This window comes from Streptomyces sp. NPDC107559, assembly GCF_055657365.1.
Genome location: NZ_JBVKBD010000003.1, coordinates 395011 through 413030, shown reverse-complemented (window position 1 = coordinate 413030; position 18020 = coordinate 395011). Strand labels below are relative to the sequence as shown.

17 protein-coding genes are annotated in these 18020 nt (G+C 73.4%); 13 read left to right on the top strand and 4 right to left on the bottom strand.

Annotation, left to right across the window (positions count from 1 at the left end):
• The first annotated feature begins 145 nt into the window (after positions 1 to 145).
• On the top strand, positions 146 to 943 hold the full coding sequence (locus ACZ7OY_RS13275) for a hypothetical protein (RefSeq protein WP_351610915.1): 798 nt from the start codon (positions 146 to 148) through the stop codon (positions 941 to 943).
• 59 nt (positions 944 to 1002) lie between these two features.
• Positions 1003 to 1332 carry a rhodanese-like domain-containing protein gene (locus tag ACZ7OY_RS13270; protein ID WP_351610965.1) on the top strand — a complete coding sequence of 110 codons (330 nt, stop codon included), beginning with the start codon at positions 1003 to 1005 and terminating at the stop codon, positions 1330 to 1332.
• A 44-nt stretch (positions 1333 to 1376) separates the two neighbouring features.
• Here ACZ7OY_RS13270 and ACZ7OY_RS13265 read toward each other — a convergent pair whose 3' ends face one another.
• On the bottom strand, positions 1377 to 2585 hold the full coding sequence (locus ACZ7OY_RS13265; protein WP_471911498.1) for an acyl-CoA dehydrogenase family protein: 1209 nt from the start codon (positions 2583 to 2585) through the stop codon (positions 1377 to 1379).
• A gap of 100 nt (positions 2586 to 2685) precedes the next feature.
• Between ACZ7OY_RS13265 and ACZ7OY_RS13260 the strand changes: the two genes are divergently transcribed.
• The 4 genes from ACZ7OY_RS13260 (at position 2686) to ACZ7OY_RS13245 (ending at position 6178) form a co-directional block, all read left to right on the top strand.
• Positions 2686 to 2811, top strand: a complete 126-nt coding sequence (locus ACZ7OY_RS13260) for a hypothetical protein (RefSeq protein ID WP_471911497.1) — start codon at positions 2686 to 2688, stop codon at positions 2809 to 2811.
• A gap of 463 nt (positions 2812 to 3274) precedes the next feature.
• On the top strand, positions 3275 to 4072 hold the full coding sequence (locus ACZ7OY_RS13255) for a DUF5819 family protein (RefSeq protein WP_471911496.1): 798 nt from the start codon (positions 3275 to 3277) through the stop codon (positions 4070 to 4072).
• Complete coding sequence (locus tag ACZ7OY_RS13250) at positions 4069 to 5370, top strand: HTTM domain-containing protein (RefSeq protein ID WP_471911495.1); 1302 nt, start codon at positions 4069 to 4071, stop codon at positions 5368 to 5370. The genes ACZ7OY_RS13255 and ACZ7OY_RS13250 overlap by 4 nt, the downstream gene beginning before the upstream one ends.
• A 10-nt stretch (positions 5371 to 5380) precedes the next feature.
• Positions 5381 to 6178 (top strand): TrmH family RNA methyltransferase, encoded by a 798-nt coding sequence (locus ACZ7OY_RS13245; protein ID WP_471911494.1) that lies wholly within the window; start codon positions 5381 to 5383, stop codon positions 6176 to 6178.
• Positions 6179 to 6197: 19 nt separating this feature from the next.
• Here ACZ7OY_RS13245 and paaN read toward each other — a convergent pair whose 3' ends face one another.
• Entirely contained in the window at positions 6198 to 7889 is a 1692-nt protein-coding gene (gene paaN, locus ACZ7OY_RS13240; RefSeq protein ID WP_471911493.1) for a phenylacetic acid degradation protein PaaN, read from the bottom strand.
• A 160-nt stretch (positions 7890 to 8049) separates the two neighbouring features.
• Between paaN and ACZ7OY_RS13235 the strand changes: the two genes are divergently transcribed.
• Together ACZ7OY_RS13235 and ACZ7OY_RS13230 are read left to right on the top strand one after the other, a co-directional pair.
• The gene (locus ACZ7OY_RS13235; RefSeq protein WP_471911492.1) at positions 8050 to 9564 is read left to right on the top strand and encodes a 3-hydroxyacyl-CoA dehydrogenase; all 1515 of its coding nucleotides are present in this window, start codon (positions 8050 to 8052) and stop codon (positions 9562 to 9564) included.
• Entirely contained in the window at positions 9561 to 10151 is a 591-nt protein-coding gene (locus ACZ7OY_RS13230; RefSeq protein WP_471911491.1) for a TetR/AcrR family transcriptional regulator, read from the top strand. The genes ACZ7OY_RS13235 and ACZ7OY_RS13230 overlap by 4 nt, the downstream gene beginning before the upstream one ends.
• 99 nt (positions 10152 to 10250) lie before the next feature.
• On the opposite strand, the gene ACZ7OY_RS13225 is transcribed toward ACZ7OY_RS13230, so the two are convergent.
• Positions 10251 to 10751: an Lrp/AsnC family transcriptional regulator gene (locus ACZ7OY_RS13225; RefSeq protein ID WP_384724928.1), complete on the bottom strand. Its 501-nt coding sequence runs from the start codon at positions 10749 to 10751 to the stop codon at positions 10251 to 10253.
• A 175-nt stretch (positions 10752 to 10926) separates the two neighbouring features.
• Here ACZ7OY_RS13225 and pdhA point away from each other — a divergent pair, with 175 nt between their 5' ends.
• The 5 genes from pdhA to ACZ7OY_RS13200 are packed head-to-tail and all read left to right on the top strand — an operon-like array spanning position 10927 to position 16861.
• Positions 10927 to 12072, top strand: a complete 1146-nt coding sequence (gene pdhA / locus ACZ7OY_RS13220; RefSeq protein WP_471911490.1) for a pyruvate dehydrogenase (acetyl-transferring) E1 component subunit alpha — start codon at positions 10927 to 10929, stop codon at positions 12070 to 12072.
• The gene (locus tag ACZ7OY_RS13215) at positions 12069 to 13073 is read left to right on the top strand and encodes an alpha-ketoacid dehydrogenase subunit beta (protein WP_471911489.1); all 1005 of its coding nucleotides are present in this window, start codon (positions 12069 to 12071) and stop codon (positions 13071 to 13073) included. Before pdhA ends, ACZ7OY_RS13215 begins: the two co-directional genes overlap by 4 nt.
• Positions 13073 to 14464, top strand: coding sequence for a dihydrolipoamide acetyltransferase family protein (locus ACZ7OY_RS13210; protein WP_471911488.1), 1392 nt, complete (start codon positions 13073 to 13075; stop codon positions 14462 to 14464). The genes ACZ7OY_RS13215 and ACZ7OY_RS13210 overlap by 1 nt, the downstream gene beginning before the upstream one ends.
• Before the next feature lie 25 nt (positions 14465 to 14489).
• Positions 14490 to 15467, top strand: a complete 978-nt coding sequence (locus ACZ7OY_RS13205) for an NTP transferase domain-containing protein (protein WP_471911487.1) — start codon at positions 14490 to 14492, stop codon at positions 15465 to 15467.
• Positions 15464 to 16861 carry a molybdopterin molybdotransferase MoeA gene (locus ACZ7OY_RS13200; RefSeq protein ID WP_471911486.1) on the top strand — a complete coding sequence of 466 codons (1398 nt, stop codon included), beginning with the start codon at positions 15464 to 15466 and terminating at the stop codon, positions 16859 to 16861. Before ACZ7OY_RS13205 ends, ACZ7OY_RS13200 begins: the two co-directional genes overlap by 4 nt.
• Before the next feature lie 21 nt (positions 16862 to 16882).
• Here ACZ7OY_RS13200 and ACZ7OY_RS13195 read toward each other — a convergent pair whose 3' ends face one another.
• Entirely contained in the window at positions 16883 to 17998 is a 1116-nt protein-coding gene (locus ACZ7OY_RS13195; protein ID WP_471911485.1) for a potassium channel family protein, read from the bottom strand.
• Positions 17999 to 18020 lie beyond the last annotated feature (22 nt).

Genomic DNA, 18020 nt, shown 5'->3' with positions numbered 1-18020 from the left:
GGGTCCGGCGGCCGTCCCTGTGAGGCCGCCTGCCGTACCGGAACGCCGTGCGGGGCCTGCCAGGACCCTGCCGCGGCCCGGGTGCGGGCGGTCTGTCCCGGCCCTGTGGAGCCGGACCGCCCCGACCGTGGCCTACGCTGTTCGGGTGACGACCCCGGAAGCTGAGCAGGCACGGCCCGAGGAGCGGCTGGAGCGGGCCGTTCGGGCCGCCGAGCAGGCGCTGATCGAGTACGAGATCGCGGTGGAGACCTTCCGTGTGGAGGTCGAGAACTTCTCGCGCCTCCATCACCAGAAGCTCGGCCCGATGTACGCCCGGCTCGACGAGCTGGAAGCGCAGATAGCGGAGGCCAAGGCCGCCCGCACCGGTGACCCCGAGGATCTGCGCAAGGCACAGGACGCCCGCGCGCGGGTGCTGCCGATGCCGGGTGTCGAGGAGCTGTTCCACGGCTGGATGGACGGCGAAGGTCTGTTCCCCGAGGCTGTGGCGATGCTCACGGACCAGCCGGTGCGGCCCCCGCAGCGGGTGCGCCCCAGCGACGAGGTCCGCAAGCTCTACCGCGAGCTGGCCCGCAAGGCCCACCCCGACCTGGCCCAGGAGGAGGGCGAGCGCCGGCGCCGCGAGGAGTTCATCACCCGGGTCAACGCCGCCTACGCCCGTGGCGACGAGAACCTGCTGCGTGAGCTGGCCGAGGAGTGGGCGGCCGGTCCGGCGCCCGCCGAGCGGGCCCCCAGCCCCAGCGAGGAGCTCTACGCCCGCCTGGAATGGCTGGCCGAGCGCAAGGAGATGCTCACGCACCTCGCGCGGGAGCTGGAGATCAGCGCGATCGGGGAGATGCTGCGGCTCGCTCCGGACGACCCCGACGCCCTGCTGGACGAGATCGCCGAGAAGCTCCTGGCCGATGTCGCCGCCCGCGAGGCGGAGCTGGCCGAGCTGCTGGGGTAGCCCCGGCCGGGACTCGAGGTGCTTCGGGTAGCGTCGGTGGCATGAGTTTCGGAGCTGGTGTGCCCACGGTCGAGGTCGCGGACCTCAAGGACGACGACTTTCTGCTGGACGTCCGCGAGGACGACGAGTGGCAGGCGGGCCACGCCGAAGGAGCGCTGCACCTGCCCATGAGCGAGTTCGTGGCCCGGTACGGCGAGCTGACCGAGGCGGCGCCCCAGGACGGCCGCGTCCATGTCGTCTGCCGTTCCGGCGGACGCTCGGCCCAGGTCACGATGTACCTGGTCCAGCAGGGCATCGACGCCGTGAACGTCGACGGCGGCATGCAGGTCTGGGCCGCCGCGGGCCGCCCCGTCGTGACGGACGAGGGCCGGCCCGGACACGTCCTGTAGCGGTTCAGGGGGCTCGCGGCCGAGAGGGCCCGCGGGCCCGGGGCTCAGCCGAGCGGATGGGCGGCCAGCAGGTCGCCCAGTGCCTCTTCATGGGCAGCCGCCGGACCTAGCGACAGTTCCAGATGCTTGGCCCAGGCGTGGTACCGGTGCAGCGGGTATTCGACGTCGGCGCCGAATCCACCGTGCAGATGCTGTGCCGTCTGCACGATCCTGCGCACCCCTTCCGAGGCCCAGATCTTGGCGACCGCGATGTCACCGGCCGTCGGCAGCGCGCCCTGCGTCCCGGAGGCGATCCGCCACGCGGCCTGCCACAGGGTGGCCTCCATCGCCCGCAGGTCGATGTAACGGTCGGCGGCCTGCACGGCGACGGCCTGGAAGGTGGCCACGGGGAAGCCGAACTGCTCGCGCCTGCCGGTGTACTCGGCGGTCATCCGCAGCACGTTCTCGCCCAGCCCGAGCGCGAGCGCGCACGTACCCGTGGTCAGCAGCCCGCGCAGCCACTCCCAGGCGCCGTCGGCGTCGATGACGTCGGCCGCCCCGATCCGCGCGGACTCCAGGCGCACCTCGGCGAGCCGTTCGCCGGTGGTGGACACCTGCTCGGCGCGTACGACCCCCGCGTGATCGCGCGGGACCAGGGCGAGGATCGTGCGGCCGGCCTCGGCGTGGCCGGTGTCCGCGCGGTCGGCTCCGGTGCGCGGGGCCAGGTGGGCGGGCACATGGGCGGGTACGACCGTGTAGTCCGCGCCGTGCGCCCACGGTACGGCCGTCTGGACGCCGTCGAGGATCCAGGAGTCGCCGTCCTGGCGGGCGGTCACGGCGAGCTCGGCCGGATCGTGGCCGGTGCGGCCGTGGGAGGCGACGGTCAGGACGATCTCGCCCCGCCCCACCGCCGTGAGCAGTGCGGCCTTCGGCGCCGCCGCACCGCCGGAGGCCGGTCCGCCGTAGGCCTGCACGGCAGCGGCGGCCGCGCAGCTCTCCAGCAGTGGCACCCGGGCCAGCACCTTCGCCGACTCGCGCAGCGTCAGACACAGCGCGACGGCGTCGAGACCGGCCCCGCCGTACTCGGGGTCCAGCAGCAGACTCAGCAGGTCCGCGTCGGCGAGCCTGGCCCACAGCGCCCGGTCGAAGTCGTCGGCGACAGCGGCTCCCCGGGTGAGTGCGGGGCTGGGCACCCCGTCGGGCGCGACCCCGGCGAACACCCCCTGTGCCGCCTCGGCCGCCGCCTGCTGCTCCTCGGTGAAGGTGAAGTCCACGGTCCCTGTCCTCCCACACGCACCCCGGCCATGACGGACCGGGCCGACGGCCTGATCTGACGGACCGTCAAGATAGAACAGGTTCTAGGAGAAGGGAACGGTGGGAGAGCGCAAGCGCGGCACGACGGCGGACTCGACCGTCGTACCTGCCGAACCCGCCGAACCTGCCGAACCCGCCGAACCTGCCGAACCCGCCGTACCTGCCGAGCCCGCCGTAGCCCCGTAGCCCCGTAGCCACCGAACCCCGTCGAAGCCGTCGTCGCAGGGCGTCGGCTGCCCGGGGCGGTCGGTGAGCGGCCGCGCAGGGTGCCGTGGTGCCCATGGTGAGATGGGCGACAGTCCCCGCGTCGCCGGGGACGGCCTGCCTGCCCGTCGGACCGGCCCACGGCGCCGTGCCGTACGGAGCCCGCGCGCTGCCGTACAGAGCCCCCGCGGTGCCGTACGGGCGCTGTGCGGGGGCGTACGGGGCTGTGCGGTGCGGGCGGGCCTGAGTAACGTTTCGCGTGCGACCGCCGTGGGGCGCGGTGCGCGTGGGGCGGTACGGTGCCCTGCGGCCGGGGGCCGGAACACGGACGGCGATCGGGGAACGGGGCGGAATGGATGCGTACGGCGGAACGGACGCGGCCGGCGGTGGCGGGAGCGCCTCGCCCGAGCCGGGCACCCCACCTGCGCAGGGAGCCGGGGTGACCATGCGCGGGACCGAGGAGGCGGGTTCGGCGGACGCCGGGCGCGAGCCGACGGCGCCGGCCGGGACGCCCGCCCCGACCGGACCGGCAGCCACGCCCGAGCCCGCCGCGACGGCACCGGACGACGTGCCGACCGGACCGCCTTCCGAGCCGCTGACCGATGTCGCCGCCCTCTCGCCCCGCTACCAGATAGCCGCCGCCCTGGCGCTCGCCGTCGTCGCGGTCACCGTCTGCGTGCACCTCGGCATGGTGTTCATGCATGTCGCCCCGTCGAACACGGTCAGCAAGAAGCACGGCAAGGCGATCGAGGAGTGGATCTACCCGGAGTTCGAGCAGAACTGGAAGCTGTTCGCGCCCAATCCGCTCCAGCAGAACATCGCGGTCCAGGCCCGCGCCCGGGTCCGTACGGCGGCCGGTGAGATCCACACCACCGGCTGGTACGACCTGTCCGCCGAGGACGGGCGGGCGATCGACGCCAATCCGCTCCCCAGCCATGTCGACCAGAACGAGCTCCGCCGGGCCTGGGACTTCTTCACGGCGACGCACGACGCCGACAACCGGCCGGTGGGACTTCGCGGCAGCCTCTCCGAGTCGTATCTGCGCCGTATCGTCGAGCTGCGGCTGGACCGGGACGGCGCGGCCGGGCGCGGCGGCACGATCGACAGCGTCCAGGTCCGCTCCGCCACCACCAATGTGCGCCCGCCCGAGTGGAGCGGCGAGCGGATCTCGCTGAAGCCGATGTACCGGGTGCTGTCCTGGTGGTCGGTCCCGGCCGACGAGGCCGAGGGGGCCACGAAGTGAACCGCATCGCCCTGTCGGTGTCCGGCGGCATCGCCCGCCTCACCGGGTCGGCCCTCGGCCCGTACCAGACCGCCGTGATCCGCATCGGGCTCAGCGCGACCTGGCTGCTGTTCCTGCTGCGCGAGTTCCCGCACCGCCATGAGATGTACGGTCCCGACGGCACGTGGGACTTCGGCCTCGCCCAGCAGCTGATCGGGCTCAACGGTGCCTTCACGGCGCTGATGTGGACGGACAGCCGCGTCTGGTTCGAGATCGTCTACGCGCTCGCCGTGCTGGCCGCCGCGGCTCTGCTGCTGGGCTGGCGCACCCGCGCGATGTCCGTGGTCTTCATGGTGGGCGTGCTGTCGCTCCAGAACCGCAGTGTCTTCATGGGGGACGGCGGCGACAACGTCCTGCACCTGATGTCGATCTACCTGGTGTTCACGCGCTGCGGCCAGGTGTGGTCCCTGGACGAGCGGCGTGCCCGGCTCGGCCGGGAGGCCCGGGCGCGCGGTGAGCGGGTGGTGGACCGGACCGGGCCGCTGCTGTGGGTGGTGCTCGGGGCGGTGCTGGTGGGGGTGACCGTCGCGGGGCGGCTGGACGGCGATCCGACCGTGCCGGTGCTGCTGTGGACGGTGTGGACGGCGTCGGCTGTGCGGTGGGCCGTCGGGCGCCGTGCGAAGTCGGCCGAGCCCCGGGTACTCCTCGACGTCATCACCAACATCGTGCACAACGGCGCGCTGTTCGTGATCATGGCCGAGGCCTGTCTGATCTACGCGACGGCCGGCTGGTACAAGATCCAGGGCTCGCGCTGGCAGGACGGCACCGCGGTCTACTACCCGCTTCACCTGGACTACTTCTCGCCCTGGCCGGCGCTGGCCGACCTGATGTCCGTCAGCGGCACGATCGTGATGCTCGTGACGTACGGGACGGTCATCGTGCAGGTCGCCTTCCCGTTCACGCTGCTCAACCGGCGGGTCAAGAACGTCCTGCTGGTGGTGATGATGACCGAGCACGCGGTGATCGCCGTGGTGCTCGGGCTGCCGTTCTTCTCGCTGGCGATGATCGCCGCGGACGCGGTCTTCCTGCCGACGTCGTTCCTGCGCCGGCTGGGCGGCTGGGCGGTACGCGCGTGGGGGCGGCTGCTGCCGCGCGGCGGGCCCGTCCTGCCCGCGCAGCGGGACCGGCGCAGCGCCGAGGCCGACGAGAACAGCGGCGACAGCAAGCACAGCCAGGACGGCGGGGACCGCGAGGACAGCAGGGGCGCCGGGCAGGCCGAGGAGATCGAGGGCGCCGAGGCCGCCGGGGCTCCCGCGTAGGCTTCACGGCATGACCGATCCCGTCAGCGCCCGTCCGGAACCCGCGGGCGCCCGGCCCGATCCGCTGTCCGTCTGGCACCGGCTCGCCGACACCGCCGTGCTGCTCGACGGCTTCCACGCGCTCAAGCACGCGGTGCGCTTCGGGGCACAGGTGCCGGTGGCGGTGACCGCCGACCGGCGGGCGGCGCTGGCGCTGGCGGCCGAGCTGGCCCCCGACGTACGGGACGCCCTGGACGCGCTGCTGACGGAGGTCCCGCAGGCGACGTACGCCTCGCTGGTCCCCCGCCCGCATCCCACCGCGGTGGCCGCCCTGGCCGTACGGCCCGCCCGGGAGGCGAACCTGGGCGCGTTGGAGCGGATGCCGCGCACCGCTCCGGTGGTCGTCCTCGACAACCCGCGCAACCTGGGCAACGCGGGAGCGGTGATCCGGCTCGCCGCCGGTTTCGGGGCGACCGGTGTGGTCACCACCGGCACGCTCGACCCGTGGCATCCCACGGTGGTGCGCGGCGGGGCGGGGCTGCACTTCGCGACCGCGGTGGAGCGGCTGGCGGTGGCCGAGCTGCCGCCGGGGCCGCTGTTCGCGCTCGACCCGGAGGGCGAGGACATCCGGGGGCTGAAGCTGCCGGACGACGCGGTGCTGGCCTTCGGCTCGGAGCGCAGCGGCCTGTCCGCCGATCTGCGCGCGCGGGCCGACCAGCTGCTGTCGCTGCCGATGCGCCCCCAGGTCTCCAGCTACAACCTCGCGACCAGTGTGGCCATGACGCTGTACCACTGGAGCCTCACCGGAGGCGCGCCCGGCACTCGCTGAGCGCGCCCCCGGACAGGCCCTAGGCCTGGCGCCGCACCTCCACCGTCCGGAACCGGTTGGCGACGAACGCGCCGTCGGTGAGCGCCGCGTTGGCCGCCGGGTTGCCGCCGGAGCCGTGGAAGTCGGAGAAGGCGGCCGTCTGGTTGACGTACACCCCGCCGGTGAGGTTCAGCGAGAGCTGCGCGGCCTCCTCCAGGCAGACCTCCTGCACGGCCGACTCGACCTCGGTGTCCGTGGTGTAGGCGCCCACGGTCATGGCGCCCTTCTCGCGGATCGTGCGGCGCAGCAGTTCCACCGCGTCCGCCGCCGAGTCCATGGCGACGGCGAAGGAGACGGGACCGAAGCACTCGTTCATGTACGCGGCCTCGTCGTCCGGCTTGGCGCCGTCCAGCTTCACGATCACGGGCGTACGGACGACCGCGTCGGGGAAGTCCGGGTTGCTGATCTGCCGGGACGCGAGGGCGACCTCGCCGAGCCCCGCGGCCGCCTCCAGGCGGGCCTTCACATCCGGGTTGACGATGGCGCCGAGCAGGGCGTTGGCGCGCGCGTCGTCACCGAGGAGACCGTCCACGGACCGGGCGAGGTCGGCGACGACCTCGTCGAAGGTCCTGGTGCCGTCGTCGGTGCGGATGCCGTCGCGGGGGATGAGCAGGTTCTGCGGGGTGGTGCACATCTGGCCGCTGTACAGCGACAGCGAGAAGGCCAGGTTGGAGAGCATGCCCTTGTAGTCGTCGGTGGACTCGACGAGCACCGTGTTGACGCCGGCCTTCTCCGTGTAGACCTGCGCCTGGCGGGCGTTGGCCTCCAGCCAGTCGCCGAACGCGGTGGAGCCGGTGTAGTCGATGATGCGGATCTCGGGGCGGGTGGCCAGGGTCTTGGCGATGCCCTCGCCGGGGCGTTCGGCGGCCAGGGCGATCAGGTTCGGGTCGAAGCCCGCCTCGGTGAGCACCTCGCGCGCGATCTGCACGGTGAGCGCGAGCGGCAGCACCGCGCGCGGGTGCGGCTTGACCAGGACCGCGTTGCCGGTGGCGAGCGAGGCGAACAGACCCGGGTAGCCGTTCCAGGTCGGGAAGGTGTTGCAGCCGATCATCAGGGCGATGCCGCGCGGGACCGCGGTGAACTGCTTGGTGAGCGCGAGCGGGTCGCGCTTGCCCTGGGGCTTGGTCCACTCGGCGGTGTCCGGGGTGCGGACCTGCTCCACGTACGCGTAGGCGACGGCTTCGAGGCCGCGGTCCTGGGCGTGCGGGCCGCCGGCCTGGAGCGCCATCATGAAGGCCTGGCCGCTGGTGTGCATGACCGCGTGCGCGAACTCGTGCGTCCGGTCGCTGATCCGCTTGAGGATCTCCAGGCAGACCACGGCGCGCAGCTCCGCGCCCGCGTCCCGCCAGGCTCCCTGGCCGGCCTTCATGGCGGGCAGCAGGACGTCCACGTCCGCGTGCGGGTAGGTGACGCCCAGCTCGACGCCGTACGGGGAGACCTCCCCGCCGACCCAGTCGTCGGTGCCGGGCTGGCCGAGGTCGAGGCGGGTGTTCAGGACGGCGTCGAAGGCGGCCTTGCCCGCCGCGGCGTCCAGGCTGCCGTTCTCGCCGTAGGCCTTGGGGTGTTCGGGGTGCGGGGACCAGTACGCGCGGGTGCGGATCGCCTCGAGCGCCTGGTCGAGGGTGGGCCGGTGCTTGGCGATCAGCTCGTGGGCGGTCGATTCGGCGGCCATGCGGGACCAACTCCTCGTCTCAGGAACTCTTCGTCGAGCTCATGACCTGGGCAGAAACATGGGCAGGAACAGCTAGTCAGAGTTAGAGTAACCGAACGATCGGTCGGGACAAGGGGGTCCGCCGCATCTGTGGAAAACCCCGTGCGGGAGGATCGCGCACATGACAGCAATCGACCTGAACAGCCCCGTGGCCGTCGTCGGCACCGGCACCATGGGCCAGGGCATCGCCCAGGTCGCGCTGGTCGCGGGCCACACCGTACGGCTGTACGACGCCGCCCCCGGACGCGCCCTGGCGGCCGCCGAAGCGATCGGTGCCCGGCTCGACCGGCTCGTGGAGAAGGACCGGCTCGGCGCCGCCGACCGGGACGCGGCACGGGCCCGGCTGCGGCCCGCGGAAGACCTCGCCGACCTGGCCGACTGCGCGCTGGTCGTCGAGGCGGTCCTGGAGCGGCTGGACGTCAAACAGGAGCTGATGCGCGACCTGGAGGCGGTCGTCGGCGACGACTGCCTGCTCGCCACCAACACCTCGTCCCTGTCGGTGACCGCGATCGGCGGCGCCCTGCGCAATCCCGGGCGTTTCGTGGGCCTGCACTTCTTCAACCCGGCGCCGCTGCTGCCGCTGGTCGAGGTGGTCTCCGGGTTCGCCACGGACGTCACCTCGGCCACGCGCGCGTACGAGACGGCCCGCGCCTGGGGCAAGACCCCGGTCGCCTGCGCGGACACCCCCGGCTTCATCGTCAACCGCATCGCACGGCCGTTCTACGCCGAGGCGTTCGCGGTCTACGAGGCGCAGGGCGCCGATCCGGCCACCATCGACGCGGTGCTGCGCGAGTCGGGCGGCTTCCGGATGGGCGCGTTCGAGCTGACCGACCTGATCGGGCAGGACGTCAACGAGTCCGTCACGCACTCCGTGTGGCAGTCCTTCTTCCAGGACGCGCGGTTCACCCCCTCGCTGGCCCAGCGCCGGCTGGTCGAGTCGGGCCGGCTCGGACACAAGACCGGACAGGGCTGGTACGACCACCGGGACGGCGCCGAGCCCGCCGAGCCGCACACCGCGGAGAAGGCGCAGCCGCCCGCGTACGTGGTCGTCGAGGGCGACCTGGGCCCCGCCGCGGAGCTGGTCGCGCTGATCCGCGAGGCGGGTATCCAGGTCCGCGAGGAGGACGAGGACCACGGCACGCGGCTGGTGCTGCCCAGCGGCGGCCAGCTGGCGCTCGCCGACGGCCAGACCTCCGTCGAGTTCCGCGACGTCGTCTACTTCGACCTCGCCCTGGACTACCGCAGGGCCACCCGGATCGCGCTGTCGGCCTCGCAGGACACCGCCCCGGCGACGCTGGCCGAGGCCACCGGCCTGTTCCAGGCGCTCGGCAAGGACGTCAGCGTCATCGGCGACGTGCCCGGCATGATCGTCGCCCGCACGGTGGCCCGGATCGTCGACCTGGCGCACGACGCCGTGAGCAAGGGCGTGGCCACCGAGGAGGACGTCGACACCGCGATGCGCCTGGGGGTCAACTACCCGCTCGGCCCCTTCGAATGGAGCCGCAGGCTGGGCCGCAACTGGGCGTACGCCCTCCTCGACGACCTGCACCTGCGTGACCCCTGCGGCCGCTACGCGCCCTCCCTCGCGCTGTACCGCCACGCGTACGCCACCGACAAGCGGGAGGGGACCCCGTGACCACCGCCAAGCGCGACACGTACACCCCGGAGACGCTGCTGTCCGTCGCCGTCCAGGTGTTCAACGAGCGCGGTTACGACGGCACGTCCATGGAGCACCTGTCCAGGGCGGCCGGCATCTCCAAGTCGTCGATCTACCACCACGTCACCGGCAAGGAGGAGCTGCTGCGGCGGGCCGTCAGCCGGGCGCTGGACGAATTGTTCGGGATCCTCGACGAGGAGCACGCGCGCGTGGGGCGGGCCGTCGAGCGCCTGGAGTACGTCGTGCGCCGCATGGTCGAGGTGCTGATATCCGACCTGCCCTATGTGACGCTGCTGCTGCGGGTGCGCGGCAACACCGGCACCGAGCGGTGGGCCCTGGAGCGCCGCCGCGACTTCGACCACCGGGTCGCCGACCTGCTGAAGGCCGCGACCGCAGAGGGGGACGTGCGCGTCGACATCGAGGGGCGGCTCGCGACGCGGCTCGTCTTCGGAATGATCAACTCGATCGTCGAGTGGTACCGGCCGGGCGGCGGGGGGACGACCGCGGGCGACGTGGCCGACGCGGTGGTGCGACTGGTCCTCGGGGGGCTGCGCAAGGCCGAGTGACGCGGCGGACGGCTCCGGGCCGGGCGGCGTGCCGGCTCGCACCGGGGCCGCGTGGCCCCGGCGACGCGGTGGGGCATCGCCGGGAGCCGTCCCGGTGACTCACCCCTGGGGCTCCAGGTCCTCCTCCTCGAACACGAGCAGCGTGCGGGTGCTGAGCACCTCGGGGATCGCCTGGAGCCGGGTGAGGACCACTTCGCGCAGCGCCCGGTTGTCGGGGGTGTGCACCAGCAGCAGTACGTCGAAGTCGCCGCCCACCAGTGCGATGTGGGACGCCCCGGGCAGCAGTCTGAGCTGCTCGCGCACCGTCCGCCAGGAGTTCTGAACGATCTTCAGCGTGATGTACGCGGACGTGCCCTGACCTGCCCGCTCATGGTCCACGCGGGCGCCGAAGCCCCGTATGACGCCGTCCTCGACCAGGCGGTTGATCCGCGCGTAGGCGTTCGCGCGCGAGACGTGCACCCGCTCGGCGACCGACCGTACCGACGCGCGGCCGTCGGTCTGGAGCATCTGGAGGATGTCCTGATCGATGGCGTCCAGCGGACGCGGGGGCGGCAGGGCGGTGCCGTCCTCCGGGCGCTCGGCCATTTGTTCAGGTGACATGTCCCCCCGCCTCTCCCTCATGGACGTACTGCGTCCATCTCAGGTTGTGGAGAACCGTTTGTCCACAGCCTGAGGGCGCATGTAGCCAAAATGTGCCGACGACCGAACAATCGGTAGGTGGGGCGGGTCACAGCCGACACGCCTCCCGTAGCCACTCCCACGAGGAGGTGCCGTCATGACGGTGATGGAGCAGCGGGGCGGGTACCGCCCGACACCGCCGCCCGCCTGGCAGCCCAGGACCGACCCCGCGCCGCTGCTGCCCGACGCGGAGCCCTACCGCGTCCTCGGCACGCCGGCCGCCGCCAAGGCCGACCCGGAGCTGCTGCGGCGGCTGTACGCGCACGTGGTGCGCGGCCGCCGGTACAACGCGCAGGCCACCGCCCTGACCAAGCAGGGACGGCTCGCCGTCTACCCCTCCACCACCGGGCAGGAGGCGAGCGAGGTCGCCGCCGCGCTCGCCCTCGAGGAGCGGGACTGGCTCTTCCCCAGCTACCGCGACACCCTGGCCGCCGTCGTGCGCGGGGTGGACCCGGTGCAGGCGCTCACCCTGCTGCGCGGTGACCGGCACACCGGCTACGACCCCTACGAGCACCGTGTCGCGCCGCTGTGCACACCGCTCGCCACCCAGCTCCCGCACGCCGTCGGCCTGGCCCACGCGGCCCGCCTCAAGGGCGACGACGTGGTCGCGCTCGCCATGGTCGGCGACGGCGGCACCAGCGAGGGCGACTTCCACGAGGCCCTGAACTTCGCCGCCGTCTGGCAGGCCCCGGTCGTCTTCCTGGTCCAGAACAACGGCTTCGCGATCTCCGTCCCGCTGGCCAAGCAGACCGCCGCGCCCTCCCTGGCCCACAAGGCCGTCGGGTACGGCATGCCGGGCCGCCTGGTCGACGGCAACGACGCGGCCGCGGTGCACGAGGTCCTCGGCGAGGCCGTGCACCGCGCGCGCCAGGGCGGCGGCCCCACCCTCGTCGAGGCGATCACCTACCGCATCGACGCCCACACCAACGCCGACGACGCGACCCGCTACCGCGCCGCCGACGAGGTCGAGACCTGGCGGGCGCACGACCCGGTCGTGCTGCTGGAGCGCGAGCTGACCGAGCGCGGTCTGCTCGACGAGGACGGCATCCGTGCCGTCCGCGACGATGCCGAGACGATGGCCGCCGGTCTGCGCGAGCGCATGAACCAGGACCCGGTGCTCGACCCCATGGACCTGTTCGCCCACGTGTACGCCGAGCCCACCCCGCAACTGCGCGAGCAGCGCGCCCTGTTGCAGGCGGAGCTGGCGGCCGGGCACGACGACCGGGAAGGTAACCACCGATGACCACGGTCGCCGTCAAGCCGGCCACCATGGCGCAGGCCCTCACGCGGGCCCTGCGCGACGCGATGGCCGCCGACCCCGCGGTGCACGTCCTGGGCGAGGACGTCGGCACCCTCGGCGGTGTCTTCCGCGTCACCGACGGCCTCGCCAAGGAGTTCGGCGAGGACCGCTGCACGGACACCCCGCTGGCCGAGGCGGGCATCCTCGGCACCGCCGTCGGTATGGCGATGTACGGGCTGCGCCCGGTCGTCGAGATGCAGTTCGACGCGTTCGCCTACCCGGCGTTCGAGCAGCTCATCAGCCATGTCGCCCGGATGCGCAACCGTACCGGCGGCAGGATGCCGCTGCCGATCACCATCCGGGTCCCCTACGGCGGCGGCATCGGCGGCGTCGAGCACCACAGCGACTCCTCCGAGGCCTACTACATGGCGACCCCGGGGCTCCATGTCGTCACGCCCGCGACGGTCGCCGACGCCTACGGGCTGCTGCGCGCGTCCATCGCCTCCGACGACCCGGTCGTCTTCCTCGAACCCAAGCGCCTGTACTGGTCGAAGGACTCCTGGAACCCGGAGGACCCGGGGACGGTCGAGCCGATCGGCCGCGCCGTGGTGCGGCGCACGGGCCGCAGTGCCACGCTCATCACCTACGGTCCGTCGGTGCCCGTCTGCCTCGAAGCCGCCGAGGCGGCGCAGGCGGAGGGCTGGGACCTCGAAGTCGTCGATCTGCGCTCCCTGGTGCCGTTCGACGACGAGACGGTCTGCGCCTCGGTGCGACGCACCGGACGGGCGGTCGTCGTGCACGAGTCGGGCGGCTTCGGCGGTCCCGGCGGGGAGATCGCCGCCCGGGTCACGGAGCGCTGCTTCCACCACTTGGAGGCACCGGTGCTGCGTGTCGCGGGGTTCGACATCCCGTACCCGCCGCCGATGCTGGAGCGTCACCACCTGCCCGGTGTGGACCGGATCCTGGACGCCGTGGCGCGTCTGCAGTGGGAGGCGGACAACTGATGGCACAGGTGCTGGAGTTCAAGCTCCCCGACCTCGGCGAGGGGCTCACCGAGGCGGAGATCGTGCGCTGGCTGGTGCAGGTCGGCGACGTCGTCGCCGTCGACCAGCCGGTCGTCGAGGTCGAGACGGCCAAGGCGATGGTCGAGGTGCCCTGTCCCTACGGCGGTGTGGTCACCGCCCGCTTCGGCGACGAGGGCACCGAACTGCCCGTCGGGGCGCCCCTGCTGACGGTCGCGGTCGGCGGACCGGCCGCCGACGAGGACACGGGCTCCGGCAACGTCCTGGTCGGATACGGGACGGGCGCGGCTCCGGCGCGACGCAGGAGGGTGCGCCCCACGGACCGGCCGGTGTCTGCCGGAGGGCCACTGCCTTCCGCCGGGCAGCCGGCCTCCGCCGGGACCGTGACCGCGGGGCGCGAGCCCGTGACCGGTACGTCCGCGCCCGGTGCGTCCGTGGCAGGGGCGCTCTCCGACGGGCCCGTGCCCGTGATCTCGCCCCTCGTGCGCAGGCTCGCGCGGGAGAACGGGCTGGATCTGCGGGAGCTGACCGGCTCCGGGCCGGACGGGCTGATCCTGCGGGCGGACGTCGAGTACGCGCTGAAGGCCGCCACCGGTCCGGACCTGCGGATGCCACCGGCGGCCGCGCAGCCGCCCCTCGCCGCCTCCGCCGCGACCGCGGCGACCGCGGCGACCACCGCGACCGGCGGCACCCGTATCCCCCTCAAGGGCATCCGGGGCGCCGTCGCCGACAAGCTGTCCCGCAGCCGGCGCGAGATCCCGGACGCGACCTGCTGGGTGGACGCCGACGCGACGGAGCTCATGCGGGCCCGGGCCGCCATGAACGCGGCCGGGGGACCGAAGATCTCCCTCATCGCGCTGCTGGCCCGGATCTGCACCGCGGCCCTGGCCCGTTATCCGGAGCTCAACTCCACCGTCGACCTGGACGCCAGGGAGATCGTCCGGCTCGACCAGGTGCACCTGGGCTTCGCCGCGCAGACCGAGCGGGGGCTGGTCGTCCCCGTGGTCCGGGACGCGCACACCAAGGACGCGCAGGGACTGACCGAGCAGTTCGCCCGGCTGACCGAGGCGGCCCGCACCGGCACGCTGACCCCCGGGGACCTCACCGGCGGGACCTTCACCCTGAACAACTACGGGGTGTTCGGCGTCGACGGCTCCACGCCGATCATCAACCACCCCGAGGCGGCGATGCTCGGCGTCGGCCGTATCGTCCCCAGGCCCTGGGTGCACGAGGGCGAACTCGCGGTCCGGCAGGTCGTCCAGCTCTCGCTCACCTTCGACCACCGGGTGTGCGACGGCGGCACGGCGGGCGGGTTCCTGCGCTATGTGGCGGACTGCGTGGAACAGCCGGCGGTACTGCTCCGTTCCGTGTGATCGCCTCGGCGCGCATACTCGGTGCGTGACCGACTACGAGCCCTTCGGCGCCCAGGGAGACCCGGGCGCCCCGGGCGCCCCGGGTGACCCCGGCGACGGTGCGGCGTACGACGCCGTGGTGCTCGCCGGGGGCGGTGCCCGGCGGCTCGGCGGCGCGGACAAGCCCGGTGTGCGGGTGGGCGGGCGGACGCTGCTCGACCGCGTGCTCGGCGCCTGTGCCGACGCGCGGACGACCGTCGTGGTGGCCGACCCCAGGCCCACCGCCCGGCCCGTGCGGTGGGCGCGTGAGGACCCGCCCGGCGCGGGACCCGTCGCCGCGCTCGACGCCGGACTCCGGCACACCACGGCGGAACACGTCGTGGTGCTCTCCGCCGACCTGCCGTTCCTCGCGCCGGGAACGGTACGGCGGCTGCTGCGCGTCCTGCGTTCCTCGGGCACGGACGGCGCGCTGCTGACCGACGCCGACGGCCGCGAGCAGCCCCTGGTGGCCGCCTACCGCGTCCGGGCGCTGCGCCACGGTCTGCGCGCGCTCGCCGAGGGCCACCCCGCCCAGGACGGCCGGCGTGGTCTCGTCGGGCTGCCGCTGCGTCGGCTGACCGCCGGTCTCGATCTCACCCGTGTCCCGGACCCGGTCGCCTCTTTCGACTGCGACACCTGGGACGACATCGCCGCCGCCAGGTCACGCATCAGGGAGCATGGGCACGTGTTGGATGAATGGATTTCCGCGGTCAAGGACGAACTCGGCATCGAACTGGACGTCGACACCGGCGTTCTGCTCGACCTCGCCAGGGACGCGGCCCACGGTGTCGCCCGGCCCGCGGCGCCGCTGACCACCTTCCTCGTCGGCTACGCGGCCGCACGGGCCGAGGGCGGCCCCGAGGCGGTCGCGGAGGCCGCCCGCAAGGCAGCCGCACTGGCGCTGCGCTGGGCGCAGGAGGACCCTGCCGGGGACAAGCCTGCCGACCCGGCTCCGGACACCGCCACCGCCCCGGACGCCGGGTGACCGCCCGTCGCGCCCCGGCCGGGCCGGGCACCGAGCGGGCCCAGGACCCGGAGGACCTCGACGTCGAGGAGGTGCTCGCCCTCGTGAACGAGAACAGGGGCCCGGTCCCGGCCGCCCCGCGTCCCGTGACCGCCCCGAAGGAGCCCGGCGAGCGCGGGGAGGCCGCCCCCGCGCCGGAGCACCGTCACCACAGGGCCACCTCCTGGCCCGAGGCACGAGCGATCGCCGAGCGCGCCGCACTGCGCGCCGCCGCCCGCCGCACTCCCGTCTCCGTCCTCCTCGACGGCGCCCTCGGCCTCGTCCTGGCCGCACCGCTCGCCGCGCTCACCGACCTCCCCTCCTTCGACACCTCGGCCATGGACGGCTGGGCGGTCGCAGGTCCCGGCCCCTGGGACGTACGGGGCGAAGGGATACTGGCGGGACAGGCGGATCCCGGGACCCTGGGTGACGGCCAGGCCGTCCGGATCGCCACCGGCGCCCGCGTCCCCTCGGACACGACCGCGGTACTGCGCAGCGAGCACGGCCGCACGGACGACAAGGCCCGTCTGTACGCCACCCGTGAGGTCGCGCACGGGCAGGACATCCGCCCGCGCGGTCAGGAGTGCCGCAGCGGCGACCAGTTGCTCCCCGTCGGCACCCTGGTGACCCCGGCCGTGCTCGGTCTCGCCGCGGCGGCCGGGTACGACACCCTCAGCGTGGTTCCCCGCCCCCGCGTCGACGTTCTCGTCCTCGGCGACGAACTGCTCACCGAGGGCCGGCCGCACGACGGTCTGATCAGGGACGCGCTGGGCCCGATGCTGCCGCCCTGGCTGCGTGCCCTGGGCGCCGAGGTCACCGCAGTCCGTCATCTGGGCGACGACCCGAAGACCCTGGGCAAGGCACTGGCGACCTCCGACGCGGACGTCATCGTGACCACCGGCGGCACCGCCGCGGGTCCCGTCGACCACCTCCACCCCACGCTCGAACGGCTCGGTGCCGAGCTCCTGGTCGACGGCGTCGAGGTGCGTCCGGGCCACCCCATGCTGCTGGCCCGGGTGCAGAGCGACCAGCACCTCGTCGGACTGCCCGGCAACCCCCTCGCGGCCGTCTCCGGACTGCTCACCCTCGCCGAGCCGCTGCTGCGGACGCTGGCCGCGCGCCCCGCTCCGGAGCCGTATGCGATGCCCCTCCAGGAGGAGGCGCACGGGCATCCCCACGACACCCGGCTCATCCCCGTCGTGCTGCGCGGCGACCGTGCCCTGCCCTTGCACTACAACGGCCCGGCGATGCTGCGGGGCATCGCGGCGGCCGACGCCCTCGCGGTCGTACCGCCGGGCGGTGTCCGGCGGGACCACGAGGCGGACCTGCTCGACCTGCCGTGGGCGAGTGCCGGGGTCGCCGCCTGTTTCACGTGAAACGTCCCCACCGCCGCTCCGTCAGGACGCGATGGTGGGGACGGCCCGGCTGACGACGATGACGCGGTCCCCCTCGTGCATGTCCGTCAGCCGGGCGTCGGTGTAGTCCAGCAGCTGTCCGCCGCGCACGACGGCCACGACCAGGTCCGCGCTGTCGCGGGGCGCACGGCCCACCTCGTCGTCCAGGACGGAACGCTCGATCAGGTCCAGGCCGCTGCCGAGGGTCATCAGGTCCTCCAGGGTCCGGGCCACCGACGGGCTCAGCATGGACATCCCGAGCAGCCTGCCCGCCGAGCTGGAGCTGGTGATGACGGTGTCCGCACCGCTCTGTTTGAGCAGGGGCGCGTTCTCGTCCTCCCGGACGGCGGCGACGATCGTGGCGTGCCGGTTCAGCTGCCGGGCGGTCAGGGTGACCAGGGCGGCCGTGTCGTCGCGCTGCGGGGCCACGATCACCCGCGAGGCGTTCCGGACCTCGGCCTTGAGCAGGGTCTCGGAACGGGTGGCGTCCCCCGTCACGGACACCAGTCCGTCCTCCCCGGCGAGGTCGGCGGCCTTGTGCTGGGAGTCCACGACGACGATCCGGTCCTTGGCGATGCCCTGTCCGGCCAGCGTCTGAACGGCGTGACGGCCCTTGGTCCCGTAACCGATGACCACGACGTGGTCGCGGGTCCGGGCCCGCCAGCGGTGGATGCGGACCTGCTGGCGGGTGCGCTCGGTGAGGACCTCCAGGGTGGTGCCGACCAGGATGATCAGGAACAGCACACGCAGCGGCGTGACGACGAGGATGTTGGTGAGCCGGGCGGAGTCGCTGACCGGGGTGATGTCGCCGTAGCCGGTGGTGGAGAGGGTGACCGTGGAGTAGTACGCGGCGTCCAGGAAGCCGACGGAGTCGTCGGCGCTGTCGTGATAGCCGGTCCGGTCGACGTAGACGACCAGCGTCGTGACGGCCAGCACCAGCAGGGCCAGGGCCAGGCGGCGCAGCACCTGCTGCAGGGGAGGCGTGGCGCTCTGGGTCGGCATGGAGATGGACCGGCCCGCCTCGGCGTCGTCACGCGCCTCGGTGCTGGTCCGGTACCAGACGGAACGCAGAAGAGAGAGCCTTTTCGTCCGGTATGGCGGTTGTCGCTGGTCGTTCATCGCGTGCCCCCTGTGGCGGTGA

What these genes read in the sequence shown, in the direction of transcription:
- ACZ7OY_RS13255 (WP_471911496.1), top strand. Translation starts at nt 3,275, where the DNA reads ATGCGCGGGACCGAGGAGGCGGGTTCGGCGGACGCCGGGCGCGAGCCG.
- ACZ7OY_RS13245 (WP_471911494.1), top strand. Translation starts at nt 5,381, where the DNA reads ATGACCGATCCCGTCAGCGCCCGTCCGGAACCCGCGGGCGCCCGGCCC.
- paaN (WP_471911493.1), bottom strand. Translation starts at nt 7,889, where the DNA reads ATGGCCGCCGAATCGACCGCCCACGAGCTGATCGCCAAGCACCGGCCC.
- ACZ7OY_RS13235 (WP_471911492.1), top strand. Translation starts at nt 8,050, where the DNA reads ATGACAGCAATCGACCTGAACAGCCCCGTGGCCGTCGTCGGCACCGGC.
- ACZ7OY_RS13225 (WP_384724928.1), bottom strand. Translation starts at nt 10,751, where the DNA reads ATGTCACCTGAACAAATGGCCGAGCGCCCGGAGGACGGCACCGCCCTG.
- pdhA (WP_471911490.1), top strand. Translation starts at nt 10,927, where the DNA reads ATGACGGTGATGGAGCAGCGGGGCGGGTACCGCCCGACACCGCCGCCC.
- ACZ7OY_RS13215 (WP_471911489.1), top strand. Translation starts at nt 12,069, where the DNA reads ATGACCACGGTCGCCGTCAAGCCGGCCACCATGGCGCAGGCCCTCACG.
- ACZ7OY_RS13210 (WP_471911488.1), top strand. Translation starts at nt 13,073, where the DNA reads ATGGCACAGGTGCTGGAGTTCAAGCTCCCCGACCTCGGCGAGGGGCTC.
- ACZ7OY_RS13195 (WP_471911485.1), bottom strand. Translation starts at nt 17,998, where the DNA reads ATGAACGACCAGCGACAACCGCCATACCGGACGAAAAGGCTCTCTCTT.